This is a genomic window from Herbiconiux sp. VKM Ac-1786, assembly GCF_015350805.1.
Taxonomy (GTDB): Bacteria; Actinomycetota; Actinomycetes; order Actinomycetales; family Microbacteriaceae; genus Herbiconiux.
This window is the reverse complement of sequence record NZ_JADKSG010000001.1, coordinates 352,495-364,920: the sequence shown is the minus strand read 5'-3', so window position 1 is coordinate 364,920 and position 12,426 is coordinate 352,495. Positions and strand designations below refer to the sequence as shown.

Sequence of the window (12,426 nt, the reverse complement as noted above, 5' to 3'; positions counted from 1 at the left end):
CGTCGCCGGGTCAGAGTGCGGCGGCGGCCCGGGCGCGGCTGACGAAGGCGGGGCGCACGAGCTCGAAGCCGTCGAGATAGGCGCCGACGAGCGCGGCGTCGCGGAGCAGCACCAGCGTCGCGGCCGCCTCGTCGGCGTCGAAGACCTCGGGGCCGTGCGCCGCCACCAGCGCGTCGCGGACCGTGGTGCGGAACCAGGCGCGGTGCCGCGTGACGATCGCCCGGATCGGGCTCGCCGCATCCGGGAACTCGGCCGCCGCGTTGATGAACGGGCAGCCGCGGTCGTGCCGCTCGGCGACGTCGTCGGCGATCGCCTCGATCAGCAGTTCGACGAGCCGCCGGGGGTCGTCGCCCGCCGCGACGGCCACGGTGGCGAACAGGCCGCGCACCCCCGCGTCCTCCCGCTCGAGGTAGGCGGCGACGAGCGCCTCCTTGCCGGTGAAGTGCCGGTACATCGTCGCGCGTGTGACGTTCGCCTCGGCGAGCACCCGGTCCATGCCCACCCGGTGGATGCCCTCGCGGTAGAACAGCTCCGACGCCACCGCGACGAGCCGCTCCCGCGCCACCGACACGCGCCCGGCGGCAGCCGGGGCGGGATCGACGTCGAGAGCGGTGGACACGCGGCAATCCTAACGGAACACTCGTTCTCCCCGCCGGCCGGCTGCATCCGGCGACGGGACCGGCGGGGTCAGGCCGGCTGCAGCTCCGACGTGAGCTCGGGGAAGCGGGTGGCGAGCAGCTCGAGCGACTCGACGCGCGCCGGTGCCTCGCGCGGCCCGTCGGCGCCGAGCGAGCCGGCGACGGGGGAGACCATGACCTCGTCGACGCCGTGGCGCTGCATCAGTGAGCGGATGCGCGACTCGACCTCATCGGCGGTGCCGATCAGCCAGTGCCGCTCCTGCTCGAGCACTGACTGCTCCTCCATCGGGCTGAGGACGGTGGCCTCGGCCTCCTCGACGGTGAGCTGCGGACCGAGCACGCCGCCCGTGCGGAGCCGCGCCATGGCGATCAGCTGGGGGAGCGCACGGCGGCGGGCCTCGTCGACGGTGCCGGCGACCGAGACGTTGACCGTCAGCAGCGTCTTCGGCGCCGCGAGGGCCTCGGAGGGCTGGAAGCCGTCGCGGTAGAGCGCCAGGGCGCGGTCGATGCCGGGCTGGCCGAAGTGGTTGGCGAAGACGTAGGCCGTGCCGAGCTTCGCGGCCAGGGCGGCGCTGTAGTCGCTCGAGCCGAGCAGCCAGAGCTCGGGTGCCGAGCTGCTGCGGGGCGTGGCCTTCAGCTCGTAGGACCGGCCGCCGACGGTCAGGCCGACGCCGGGCTGCTCGTCGCCGAAGGGGCAGTCGGCCGCCCGGTCGGAACCCAGCAGGGCGGCCACCGTCTCGACGTCGGTGGGGAACGAGGCCGCGGGGTCGCTGTCGCTCGCCGAGCGCTGCCCGCGCAGCATGTAGGCGGTGACGGGGTCGGAGCCCGGCGCGCGGCCGAGACCGAGGTCGATGCGGCCCGGGTGGATGGCCTCGAGCAGGGCGAATTGCTCGGCCACGGTGAGGGCGGCGTGGTTGGGGAGCATGACGCCGCCCGAGCCCAGCCGGATGCGCGAGGTGCCCGCCGCGAAGTGCGCGATCAGGGTCGCGGGGGAGGTCGAGGCCACCGACGGCATGTTGTGGTGCTCGGCCATCCAGTACCGCGTGTAGCCGAGCCGGTCGGCCGCCTGGGCGAGCGCGAGGCTGGCGGCGACGGCGTCACCCGTCGTCTGGTCGGAGCGGACGGGGATGAGGTCGAGTACCGAGAGAGCAGCCATGTCCCTGTTCTCAGCGGCTCCGTGCCCCCGTTTATTCCGAAACTCGCCTGTGGTTGCGCGATATTCCGGGAGGTCGCACGTACTGTGGCGGTGTGTGGCGTGCCGATAAGAAACGAGAAGCAGACGATCCGACGTCTGCCCCCGACTCTGCCGAGTCGGCCTGGGGCCGCAACGGGCAGTCCGCTGCCGGTGGCCCGATCGGACAGGTGTTCACGACGGAGAGTCTCGTCGAACCCGCCCGCGACGAGTGGCGCGCGGAGATCGCGGCGCTCGGCGGCGAGTCCCCGCTGATCGTCTTCGACGACACCCCCCGCTCGCGGATCGAGCTCAGCACCACCCATCCCGGTGGTCTCGCCCAGTTCATCACGGGCAACTCGACGCTGCTGTCGAGCCTCATCCGTGACGAGCTCGCGCTCCGGAACGCCCGCATCGCGGCGGGCGCCATCACCGACAAGGGCGTCGAGCTCCGCTCGGTGCGGGGCATCGACTCCGTGCACCTCGCCATCGGCCTGGCCGAGTGGCGAGCGCCGAACCCCGACGGCAGCCCGGCCGGAGTCGGCGACGCCGGCGCGCAGCAGTTCCGCGCGCCCGTCCTCCTGCGTCCCATCTCGGTGCGCCGCTACGGCCGTGACTTCGAGCTGAAGCTCCGCGGCGTGCCCTTCGTGAACCCGGTGCTCGTGCGTGCGCTGCAGGAGCAGTTCGGCATCACGCTCGACGGCGAGAGCCTCGTGGCGCTGGCGCAGTCCAGCGGCGTGTTCAAGCCGCAGCCCGTGATCGACCGGCTGCGCAGCCTCACCTCCCACCTGCCCTGGTTCGCCGTGCAGCCGCGACTCGTGGTGTCGTCGTTCGCCGACGTGTCGAGCGCCATGCTGGCGGACAGCGTGGAGCTCGCGCATCCGGTGCTCGACGCCCTCGCGGGCAACTTCAGCTCCCGTCGGGCCGTGCAGGAGGGCTACCACCCGGTCGAGCCCTCGCCGCAGGACCACCGCGCCCCCAGCACCGACACCCTGCTGCTCGACGCCGACAGCGAGCAGGAGAACGTGATCGCCCAGATCTCGGGCGGCAACTCCATCGTGGTGAAGACCCTGCCCGGCACCGGGGGCACCCAGACCATCGTGAACGCCATCGGCGCCCTCGTCGCGCAGAACAAGCGCGTGCTCGTCGTCAGCCCCCGCCGCCTCAGCCTCAGCGGCATCGGCCGCCGGCTGAGCGACGTGGGCCTGCCCGGCGTCGCCGTCTCGCCGCGCACCCTGCGGCGCGACCTGATCCAGTCGATCGGCCGCAACGAGAAGGCGTCCCAGCCCCGGGTCGCCGACATCGACGAGGCCCTCGTGCGCCTGCGCGGCGTGCTGCTCGACTACCGCTCCTCGATGTCGCGCGTCGACCCGACCCTCAAGGTCTCGGTGCTCGACGCGCTGCGCGAGCTCGCCCGGCTGGCGCTGCTGCCGAACCCGCCCTCGACGACGGCCCGGCTCGACCGGGCCGCACTCGAGTCGCTCGCGACCGGCCGCGCCAAGGCCGCCAAGACGCTCAGCCGCGCGGCCGAGCTCGGTCAGTTCCGCTACGGCCCCGACGACTCGCCCTGGTACGGTGCCCAGTTCTCCTCGAGCGACGACGCCCACCGCACGCACCAGCTCGCGAAGCGCCTCGACCGCACCGACCTGCCGCGCCTGCTCACCGGCGCCTACGAGCTCATCGGCCAGACCCGCATGCGCCCGTTCACCTCGCTGAACGAGCTCGGCACCTACCTGCGCCTGCTCGCCGACCTGCGCGAGACGCTCGACAAGTTCCTGCCCGTGGTCTTCGACCGCTCGCTCACCGACCTGATCGCCGCCACCTCGCCGCGCCGTGACGCCCCGCAGATGTCGTCGACCTCGCGCCGCCGGCTCAAGGCGCTGGCCCGCGAGTACGTGCGTCCCGGCGTGCACATCGGCGACATCAACGAGTCGCTGCGCCGTATCCAGCAGCAGCGCACACTCTGGTACCGCTACGCCGCGGCGGGCATCCCGCCGGAGATCCCCGTCGGCATCAACGACGTGCAGGTCGCGTTCCAGCGCGTCACCGAAGACCTGGCGCAGCTCGACCTGCCGCTCGGTCGCTCGGGCACCGCCCAGCACCTCGCCGCGCTGCCGATCGACCAGCTGATCGGCATGGTCGAGGGCCTGGCCGCCGAGTCCGAGGTGCTCGCGAACCTCCAGGAGCGCACCGCCCTGCTCGACTCGCTGCACGAGCACTCGCTCGACCCGCTGCTGGTCGACCTGTCCAACCGCCACGTGCCCGAGTCGGCCGTGCCCGACGAGCTCGAGCTCGCCTGGTGGCAGTCGGTGCTCGAGCTGATGCTCGAGGGCGACCGCGCCCTGCTCGGCGCCAACACCGGCGTGCTCGACCGCCTCGAGGGCGACTTCCGGCTCGTCGACGAGGCGCACGCCTCGATGAACGGGCAGCTGCTGTCGTGGCAGCTCGCCGAGACCTGGAGCGTCGGCCTCGTCGACCACCCCACCGAGGCGACGGCGCTCAAGGAGCTGCTGCGCACCGACAAGGTCACCTCCGCGAGCCTGCACGAGGCCGCTCCGCACCTCGGCAAGGCGCTCGCTCCGGTCTGGCTCGCCTCGCCCTACGAGGTGCCGCAGATCACCGACGCGATCACCTTCGACACGGTCGTGCTCGTCGACGCGGGGGCGACCACCCTCGCCGAGAACGTGGGCGCCATCCGCCGCGGCCGCCAGGTCGTCGCCTTCGGCGACCCGGTGACGCAGACCCCGTCGCACTTCGAGGTCGCCATCCGGCCCTTCGACGACTCCCGCACCCGCACGGCGGTCGACGCCGAGCTGGTCGAGGAGCTGCACGCCGACTCGGCGCTCGCCCGCCTGGCCGACCTCGTGCCGACCCTCTCGCTCACGCGCAGCTACCGCGCGGGCGGCGAAGACCTGGCCGAGCTCGTCAACCATCGCTTCTACGGCGGCAAGATCGACTCGCTGCCCTGGGCCGGCACCTTCCTCGGCCACGGCAGCCTCGCGCTGCACTACGTCGAGGGCCGCGGCGGCATGCCCGACTCCGAGACGGGTGCCGTCGAGAGCGTCGACGCCGAGGTCGACGAGGTCGTCTCGCTCGTGCTCGACCACGCGATCAACTATCCGCGCGAGTCGCTGATGGTCATCACCGCGTCGCCGAAGCACGCCGTGCGCGTGCAGCAGGCCGTGCTGGCGGCGTTCGCCAAGCGCAGCGACCTGGCCGACTTCATCCTGAAAGAGCGTGCCGAGCCGTTCATGGTCGCCACGCTCGAGCAGTCGGTGGCGCAGAGCCGCGACCGCGTGATCTTCTCGGTCGGCTACGGCAAGACCGCCCACGGCCGCGTGCTCACCAACTTCGGCGGGCTCGCTCGTCCCGGGGGAGAGCGTCTGCTCGCCGTCGGTATGACGAGGGCCCGTCGATCCATGGACATCGTGAGCTGCTTCATGCCCGCCGACATCGACGAGGAGCGGATGAACTACGGGGTCGTGGCGCTGCGCCAGATCCTGCAGGAGGCCGAGACCGGCCCGACGCCCGACACCTTCTCGAGCCCCGGCGACGCGCTGCTGATCGACTTGGCCCGCCGCCTCGGTGCGCGGGGCCTCGAGGTCGCCTTCGAGCACCGCGGCAAGCTGACGCTCGTGGCCTCGCACGACGGTCGCGCGATCGCGATCGAGACGGATGCGGTGGTGCACTCCACCTCGCTCCGCGAGTCACTGCGCCTGCGGCCCGACATGCTCCGCCGTCTCGGCTGGCACTACCTGCGGGTGCACTCCTTCGAGTTGTTCACGAACCCGGAGGCCGTGGCGGCCCGCATCGCCTCGGTGATCGGCGTGCGCGAGCTGTCGCTCGTGGAGACCTCGCCGATCTCGCTCTGAGCCGCGTCCCGGCCCCTGCGCCGTACCCTGGTGCCATGGATGTGAAGAAGGTCGGCCGTCGTCGCGTGGCGACCTCGGCCGTGCCGGGCAGCGACCCGACGCCCCAGACCGGCCCGGACGGTGAGCCGGTGCGCGCCGCGGAGGACACGGATCAGGCGTGGGGGGTCAGCACGCCCGCGAGCGGCGGTGGCGCATCCGGAGCCGGAGCCAACGACGAGCGGCTCAAGCAGGACGTGCCACCGCACTGGTGACCGCTAGTGTTTGGGCGTGTGACCCGTCGCCGGGGGCTCGCCCGCGGCGGCCGCGCGCTGGGCGGCGAGCAGGTCGCGGATCTCGATCAGCAGCTCCGTCTCGGTGGGCGGCAGCTCCTCGTTCGTCTCCTCGAGCGATTCGGCGGGCGTGCCCTTGATGGCGAACGCGGCCTTCTTCAGGTGGTTGATCGGCACGACGAACACGAAGTAGACCACGACGGCGACGATCAGGAACTGGATGATCGCACCCAGCACGGCGCCGAACTTGATCTGGGCGTCGCCGATCCCGACGATGCCGGCGTTGTCGAGGCTGTCGGCCTGGAACAGCGCACTGATGACCGGGTTGAAGATGTTCGCGACGATCGAGTTGACCACCGCGGTGAAGGCGGCGCCGATGACCACGGCGACCGCGAGGTCGATGACGTTTCCGCGGAGGATGAACTCCCTGAATCCCTTGAACATGGGTTCAGTTTAGGAGGAGGCCGCCTTCGACGGGGTCGACGTGGCCGCGGGAGTCGACTTCGAGCCCGAGGAGCCCGAGGAGTCGGACTTCGAGCCGCCGCCGGAGCTCCCGCTGCCCGAGTCGGACTTCGACGAGGACGAGGACGACGAGCTCGAGGCCGGCGTCGAGTCGGACGACTTCGCCCGCGAGTCGGTGCGGTAGAAGCCCGAGCCGTTGAAGGTCACGCCGACGGGGCTGAAGACCTTGCGCAGCTTGCCGCCGCAGACGGGGCACTCGGTGAGCGTGTCGTCGGTGAAGGCCTGCTGGATGTCGAAGGCGTTGTCGCACTCGGTGCAGCGGTAGGAGTAGGTGGGCACAGGAGCCTCCGGGAACGTGCTTCGCGCGCGGTCAGCGCGCGAAACGGATGATGCGGGTGGGGGTGACGGCTCCGTCGACGGGGGCGTCGTGCACCTCGCGGGGCACCTCGTCGAGGATCTCGTCGTCGAACACGACGGCGAACACCGGCGGGCAGTTCTCCATGGAGCCGAGCGTGCGGTCGAAGTAGCCGCGCCCCCAGCCCATGCGGGTGCCGCGTTCGTCGACGGCCGAGGCCGGGATGACGATGAGGTCGGCGTCGTTGATGGCGATCGGGCCGAGGATGCCGCCGGCCGGCTCGGGAAGGCCGTAGAGCCCCTCGGTCTCGGTCTCGCCGTCGGCCTCGGCCCAGTCGAGCAGACCGTCCTGACGGGCGATCGGAAGGAGCACGCGGCGGCCGTCGGCCAGTGCCCAGTTGATGAAGGGGCGGGTGTTCGGCTCGAACGACGTCGGCAGGTACGCGGAGATGACCCGCGCATCCGTCTCGGTGGCGATCTTCACGAGGTTCTCGGTGAAGCCCAGTTCGGCGGCGTCGACGACGTGGGCGGGGCGGGTGCGCCGGCGCTCGCGCAGCTCGGCGCGGAGGGCCCGCTTGTCGGTGCTGCGGTCGGTGGCCATGAGATCGATTCTAGAGCCGCGTGGAGTGAGGGATGCGCGAACCTGGATATGCTCTCGGACATGGGGACACCACTGACCAAAGCAGTTATTCCGGCCGCCGGTCTCGGCACGCGCTTCCTTCCCGCCACCAAGGCGATGCCGAAGGAGATGCTGCCGGTCGTCGACAAGCCCGCCATCCAGTACGTCGTGGAGGAGGCCGTCGGTGCCGGCCTGAACGACGTGCTCGTGGTGACCGGCCGCAACAAGGCGGCCATCGAGAACCACTTCGACCGGGTCTACGAACTCGAGTCGACGCTCGAGCAGAAGGGCAAGGGCGAGATGCTCCGGGTGGTCAACGAGTCCACCGCCCTCGCCGAGATGCACTACGTGCGTCAGGGCGACCCGCTCGGCCTCGGCCACGCGGTGCTGCGCTCGCGCATGCACGTCGGTCACGAGCCGTTCGCGGTGCTGCTCGGTGACGACATCATCGACGCCCGCGACCCGCTGCTGAAGCGGATGCTCGAGGTGCAGGACACGCGCAGCGCCACCGTCATCGCGCTGATGGAGGTCGACCCCTCCATGACGCACCTCTACGGTGTCGCCTCGGTCGAGGCCACCGACGAGGACGACGTGGTGAAGGTCACCGGCCTCGTCGAGAAGCCCGACGAGGGCACCGCGCCCTCGAACCTCGCCGTGATCGGCCGCTACGTGCTGCAGCCCGAGGTGTTCGACATCCTCGAGAAGACCCCTCCGGGCAAGGGTGGCGAGATCCAGCTGACGGATGCTCTGCTGACCCTCGCCGACGACGACTCGATCGCGGGCGGCGTCTACGGCGTCGTCTTCGGCGGCCGCCGCTACGACACCGGCGACAAGCTCGACTACATCAAGGCGATCGTGCAGCTCGCCAGCGACCGCAGCGACCTCGGCCCCGACCTCCGGCCGTGGCTGCAGGAGTTCGTGTCCGGACTCTGAACGACTCGACGGGCGCGGTAGTGTTCCAGCCATGTTCGTACCCACGCTGACCGAGGGGCCCGTCACGCTCCGGCCCATCCGGGTGCGTGACGCCAAGACCCTCGAGCGCGAGCTGATCGAGAACCGGTCGTGGCTGCGCACGTGGGAGGCGACCAACCCGCAGGGTCCGATGTCCTTCGACACCCGCGCGAGCATCCGCTCTCTGCAGACCAACGCGCGCGCGGGGTTCGGGCTGCCCTTCCTGATCGAGTACGACGGCGAGGTGGCCGGGCAGCTGAACGTCTCGTCGATCACCTACGGCTCCGTGGCCTCGGCCTCGATCGGGTACTGGGTGTCGGAGCGCTTCGCGGGCAAGAACATCACGCCGATCAGCACCGCGCTCGCGAGCGACTACTGCTTCTTCTCGGTGGGGCTGCATCGCATCGAGATCTGCATCCGGCCCGAGAACGGGCCGAGTCTGCGCGTGGTCGAGAAGCTGGGGTTCCGGTACGAGGGGCTCCGGCGTCGGTACATCCACATCAACGGCGACTGGCGCGACCACTTCTGCTTCGCGCTGGTGCGCGAGGAGCTGCCGGTGGGCGTGCTGCGGCGGTGGCAGGAGGGCGCGGTGCCCGAGGGCGACGGCGTCGTGCCCGAGAGCGAGCGCATCGCGGCGCAGCGGGCCATCCCGATCACCCGCGCCTGAGGCCGGCCGGCTCACGCGGAGCCGATTCCCACCCGACACACGTCCCGCGTTGAGGGGTGCGGGCGGCGTGCGCCCCTACCGTAGAGCCATGACGACGGACTGGCTCAGCGGAGGGTTCATCATCGCCCTCGCGGCGGTGCTGTGGCTCGCGTACCTGCTGCCGTCCTGGTTCCGCTCGCGGCAGTACCTCGCCACGGAGCGGAACGCCGTGCGGCTGCAGCAGACCCTGCGCATCCTCGCCGAGACCGCCGAGGTGCCCGAGGAGATCCGGGTCGAGGCGAGTGCCCGGTCGATCGCCGAGCAGGAGCGCATCCTGAAGCACCGGGCGCAGCAGCAGTCGCTCTCGGCCGTGCCGAGCGCCGTGCGCACCGCCGACCGGCTGCGCCGCTCGCGTGCCGTCACCGCACTGGTGCTCGCCGTCTCGCTGTCGGTCGCCGTGCTCGGCGGCATGCAGGCCGTCTACACGGGAGCCTGGATCATCCTGATCGGTGGCGCGCTGGCCTCGGTCGTCAGCATCGCGATGCTGGTGCGGCTCGCCCGCGCCGGGCGCCGGCTGCGGCTGCCCGCCTCGCTCGCTCCGAACGGGGTTCCGCTGGCCTCGCCGGAGCTCGTCGACTACGGGTTTGAGGACGCCTTCGCGCCCGCCGCCGTCGAGGCGGAGGATGACGGCCGCTCGGCCGGCGATCGCGCTTCGGGCTGGGTCCCCGTCGCCGTGCCGCGGCCCCTCTACCTCTCGCGCACGGCCCTGCCGCTCGGTCTCGACCAGCCGGCGGAGGTCGACGTGCCCGAGCGTCTCGACACGGTGAAGACCGCCGAGCTCGCCGAGGCCACCGCCCGCGCCTCCCGGGAGCGCGCCGAGCCCGACCACCACGAGTCTCTGCGCCGGGCCGCCGCGTTGGCCGAGGCCGCCCTGCGGGCGCGCCTGGAGGCCGAGTCGGCCACGGTCGCGTCGCTGCCCGTCGCGGAGCCGGTGGCGCCGGACGCCCCCGTGGCCCCCGCCGTGCCGTCCCGCTTCGCGCGCATGGGCATCGTCGACGGCGACACCGACGCCCACCTCGACATCGACGCGGTGCTCGCGCGGCGTCGCGCGGGCTGAACTCGCCCGATCGTCTCGCGGCGACGGGTGCGGCACGCGCATCCGTCGACCTGCCCGTGGTATGCCCGGGCGGCGATGGGCTCCGCTCCTAGGATGGCGACATGAGTGACGCCGGAGTCCGCGCCCCCGCCTCGAGATCGCGGTCGGCCTCGGGAGCCGCCGCCATCGACCTGTCCAAGCGCGACCTGACGCTCGACCTGGCCCGGGTGTTCTGCGTGCTGCTGGTCGTGCTGATCCACCTGCTGATGGTCGGGGTGGGCGCCGGCCCCGACGGCTCGATCATCGTCTCGCGGCCCCTCGAGGAGCAGTGGTGGTTCGCCCCAGTCACCTGGGCCGGCCAGATCATGCCCCTCTTCTTCGTGGTGGGCGGATTCGCATCCCTCACCGCCTGGCGCAGCCTCACCCGCCGGGGCGGCACGGCCGCGGGCTACGTGCGCAACCGCGTGCTGCGGCTCGCCCAGCCGGCCCTGCCGCTGTTCGTCTTCTACGCGGTCGTGATCGGGGGAGCGCGCCTGTTCGGCGTCGACCCCGCACTGATCGACGTGGCGGTCGTCGGTGCCGCCTCTCCGCTCTGGTTCCTCGCGGCCTACACCCTCTGCCAGGCGCTCGTGCCGCTGATGGCCGGGTGGCACGCCCGGGCCCCCCGAGCGACCCTCGTGGTGCTGCTCGCCGGGGCGATCGCGATCGACGCCCTCCGCTACTCCACGGGCATCACCGAGATCGGCCTGCTGAACCTGTTCTTCGTCTGGCTGCTCGTGCAGCAGCTCGGCTTCTTCTACGCCGACGGCTGGTTCGCCGCCCGGCGCTGGTACACCCTCGTCGGCATCGCGGCGCTCGCCTACGCGGCGCTCGTGCCGCTCACCGTCTGGGGCCCGTACGCCGACGACATGCTGACGAACCTCAACCCGCCCACGTTGCCGCTGGTGGCGCTCGCGGTGGCCCAGGCGTGCATCCTGAGGCTGCTGAAACCGGCCCTCGCCCGCCTGATGAACACGCACGCGGCCCGGGCCGTGGTGTTCCTCGTCGGCACCCGCCTGATGACGATCTACCTCTGGCACCTGCCCGTCATCCTGCTGGTCTCGGGGGCGCTGCTGCTGATCCCCGGTGCCTCGCCCGAGCCGGCGAGCCCGGCCTGGTGGTGGTCGCGGCCGGTGATGTTCGTGCTGGTGCTCGCCGCGGTGTTCGGGCTGTCGTTCCTCGTGGGCCGCTGGGAGGCGCCGCGCGAGGTGGGGCCGACCCCGCCGACGCCGGTGGTGGCGGTGGCGACCGTGCTGGCGTTCGTGCCGCCGTTCCTCGTGATGGAGTTCTTCATGGACCTGCCCACCGCCGTGATCGGGGTGGTGCTGCTCTCGGCCGCGATCCTGATGCTCGGGCGCTGGCGGGCCCGGGAGGCGGTGCCGGCCGCGACGGCCACGGGGACGGGCCGGCCCGGTTCGCAATCGGCGCCGCTTTCGTCGTAGAATATCGGGGTTGTCGTTTCGACGTCAGCGGGGCTATGGCGCAGTTGGTAGCGCGTCTCGTTCGCAATGAGAAGGTCAGGGGTTCGAATCCCCTTAGCTCCACCAGATCCGTTCCCCAGGAACGAACGAAGGGCCCGCCTAGGCGGGCCCTTCGTCGTTGCAGCTGCGCGATTCCGCGTCGACTACTCCTCGGTCTTCAGCGCGAGGCCGATCGCGAAGAAGGTCGGGGCCCAGTGGCCGATGAAGATGCCCCAGCGGTCGGACTGGGCCTTGTCGTCGGTCTTCTTGCCGCGTGACACGAGCCACGCGATGAGGGAGACGACGATCGAGGCGAAGCCCGCGAGGTACGCGTGCTTGCTCTGGATGCCGAGTCCGTGGGCGAACTCGATCGGGTCGAAGCCGACCTTCTCGATCTCTTTCTTGGCCATGGTGGGTCCTTTCGAGGATTCCCGGGGCAGGGATGCTCCCACACTCCACCCCCGCCGCGAAAAGCGCCACCCTTTCGTGGCCGGGCCTTCACGCTGCGGCCAGCAGCAGCATCCAGCTCTCCCCGGCGAGGTCGTGGGAGGGCCCGCGGAGGGTCCAGAGCGGAGGGCCCTGGTTCTCGTCGAGCCGCAGGATCGCGAGGGTGCGACCGCTCTCGCGATCCCCGAGCACCCAGGTGGTGCCGTTCGAGGCGGCGAGGAAGTAGCTCTTCCCGCGGTGCTCGTAGTCGACGGTGTCGCCGTGCCTCCACGGCAGACGGTCGAACGAGGTCAGCTCGGCCATGACGGTCCCCTTCCGGTGCGCACGACGGCGCGACGTCGGCCGGGGTCCGGGGTCCGGGGCTGACGGTCCCACCTTGCCCGGTCGCGGGCGGGAGCGCCC

At 71.6% G+C, this 12,426-nt stretch carries 13 protein-coding genes and 1 tRNA gene; 7 read left to right on the top strand and 7 right to left on the bottom strand.

The window, feature by feature from the left end; translation table 11 throughout:
* Positions 1-10 precede the first annotated feature (10 nt).
* The gene (locus ITJ64_RS01765) at positions 11-619 is read right to left on the bottom strand and encodes a TetR/AcrR family transcriptional regulator (RefSeq protein WP_194679077.1); all 609 of its coding nucleotides are present in this window, start codon (positions 617-619) and stop codon (positions 11-13) included.
* Positions 620-687: 68 nt separating this feature from the next.
* Positions 688-1,794, bottom strand: coding sequence for an LLM class flavin-dependent oxidoreductase (locus ITJ64_RS01760; RefSeq protein ID WP_194679075.1), 1,107 nt, complete (start codon positions 1,792-1,794; stop codon positions 688-690).
* 206 nt (positions 1,795-2,000) lie between these two features.
* Here ITJ64_RS01760 and ITJ64_RS01755 point away from each other — a divergent pair, with 206 nt between their 5' ends.
* Positions 2,001-5,681, top strand: a complete 3,681-nt coding sequence (locus ITJ64_RS01755; protein WP_370544986.1) for an AAA family ATPase — start codon at positions 2,001-2,003, stop codon at positions 5,679-5,681.
* 35 nt (positions 5,682-5,716) lie between these two features.
* Positions 5,717-5,932: a hypothetical protein gene (locus tag ITJ64_RS01750; protein ID WP_194679071.1), complete on the top strand. Its 216-nt coding sequence runs from the start codon at positions 5,717-5,719 to the stop codon at positions 5,930-5,932.
* A gap of 3 nt (positions 5,933-5,935) precedes the next feature.
* On the opposite strand, the gene mscL is transcribed toward ITJ64_RS01750, so the two are convergent.
* The 3 genes from mscL to ITJ64_RS01735 are packed head-to-tail and all read right to left on the bottom strand — an operon-like array spanning position 5,936 to position 7,367.
* On the bottom strand, positions 5,936-6,394 hold the full coding sequence (gene mscL, locus ITJ64_RS01745) for a large conductance mechanosensitive channel protein MscL (RefSeq protein WP_194679069.1): 459 nt from the start codon (positions 6,392-6,394) through the stop codon (positions 5,936-5,938).
* Positions 6,395-6,403: 9 nt separating this feature from the next.
* The gene (locus tag ITJ64_RS01740) at positions 6,404-6,751 is read right to left on the bottom strand and encodes an FmdB family zinc ribbon protein (protein WP_194679067.1); all 348 of its coding nucleotides are present in this window, start codon (positions 6,749-6,751) and stop codon (positions 6,404-6,406) included.
* A gap of 31 nt (positions 6,752-6,782) precedes the next feature.
* The gene (locus tag ITJ64_RS01735) at positions 6,783-7,367 is read right to left on the bottom strand and encodes a 5-formyltetrahydrofolate cyclo-ligase (RefSeq protein ID WP_194679066.1); all 585 of its coding nucleotides are present in this window, start codon (positions 7,365-7,367) and stop codon (positions 6,783-6,785) included.
* A 60-nt stretch (positions 7,368-7,427) separates the two neighbouring features.
* Between ITJ64_RS01735 and galU the strand changes: the two genes are divergently transcribed.
* The 5 genes from galU (at position 7,428) to ITJ64_RS01710 (ending at position 11,664) form a co-directional block, all read left to right on the top strand.
* Positions 7,428-8,318, top strand: a complete 891-nt coding sequence (gene galU / locus ITJ64_RS01730) for a UTP--glucose-1-phosphate uridylyltransferase GalU (protein WP_194679064.1) — start codon at positions 7,428-7,430, stop codon at positions 8,316-8,318.
* Between the two features lie 31 nt (positions 8,319-8,349).
* Positions 8,350-9,003 (top strand): GNAT family N-acetyltransferase, encoded by a 654-nt coding sequence (locus tag ITJ64_RS01725; RefSeq protein ID WP_194679062.1) that lies wholly within the window; start codon positions 8,350-8,352, stop codon positions 9,001-9,003.
* Positions 9,004-9,091: 88 nt separating this feature from the next.
* Positions 9,092-10,099 (top strand): hypothetical protein, encoded by a 1,008-nt coding sequence (locus ITJ64_RS01720; protein ID WP_194679061.1) that lies wholly within the window; start codon positions 9,092-9,094, stop codon positions 10,097-10,099.
* 101 nt (positions 10,100-10,200) lie between these two features.
* Entirely contained in the window at positions 10,201-11,559 is a 1,359-nt protein-coding gene (locus ITJ64_RS01715; protein ID WP_194679059.1) for an acyltransferase, read from the top strand.
* 29 nt (positions 11,560-11,588) lie between these two features.
* Positions 11,589-11,664, top strand: a tRNA-Ala gene (locus ITJ64_RS01710).
* Between the two features lie 77 nt (positions 11,665-11,741).
* Here the strand turns inward: ITJ64_RS01710 and ITJ64_RS01705 are convergent.
* Both ITJ64_RS01705 and ITJ64_RS01700 read right to left on the bottom strand, forming a co-directional pair.
* Positions 11,742-11,987: a hypothetical protein gene (locus tag ITJ64_RS01705; protein WP_173183577.1), complete on the bottom strand. Its 246-nt coding sequence runs from the start codon at positions 11,985-11,987 to the stop codon at positions 11,742-11,744.
* 88 nt (positions 11,988-12,075) lie between these two features.
* A complete protein-coding gene (locus tag ITJ64_RS01700) occupies positions 12,076-12,327 on the bottom strand; it encodes a hypothetical protein (protein WP_194679057.1) in 252 nt (83 codons plus the stop codon).
* Between the last annotated feature and the right edge of the window lie 99 nt (positions 12,328-12,426).

Bases quoted from the DNA above. Each gene is read 5' to 3' on its own strand.
- galU (WP_194679064.1), top strand. From the start codon at position 7,428: ATGGGGACACCACTGACCAAAGCAGTTATTCCGGCCGCCGGTCTCGGC.
- ITJ64_RS01715 (WP_194679059.1), top strand. From the start codon at position 10,201: ATGAGTGACGCCGGAGTCCGCGCCCCCGCCTCGAGATCGCGGTCGGCC.
- ITJ64_RS01760 (WP_194679075.1), bottom strand. From the start codon at position 1,794: ATGGCTGCTCTCTCGGTACTCGACCTCATCCCCGTCCGCTCCGACCAG.
- ITJ64_RS01720 (WP_194679061.1), top strand. From the start codon at position 9,092: ATGACGACGGACTGGCTCAGCGGAGGGTTCATCATCGCCCTCGCGGCG.
- mscL (WP_194679069.1), bottom strand. From the start codon at position 6,394: ATGTTCAAGGGATTCAGGGAGTTCATCCTCCGCGGAAACGTCATCGAC.
- ITJ64_RS01705 (WP_173183577.1), bottom strand. From the start codon at position 11,987: ATGGCCAAGAAAGAGATCGAGAAGGTCGGCTTCGACCCGATCGAGTTC.
- ITJ64_RS01735 (WP_194679066.1), bottom strand. From the start codon at position 7,367: ATGGCCACCGACCGCAGCACCGACAAGCGGGCCCTCCGCGCCGAGCTG.
- ITJ64_RS01725 (WP_194679062.1), top strand. From the start codon at position 8,350: ATGTTCGTACCCACGCTGACCGAGGGGCCCGTCACGCTCCGGCCCATC.
- ITJ64_RS01700 (WP_194679057.1), bottom strand. From the start codon at position 12,327: ATGGCCGAGCTGACCTCGTTCGACCGTCTGCCGTGGAGGCACGGCGAC.
- ITJ64_RS01750 (WP_194679071.1), top strand. From the start codon at position 5,717: ATGGATGTGAAGAAGGTCGGCCGTCGTCGCGTGGCGACCTCGGCCGTG.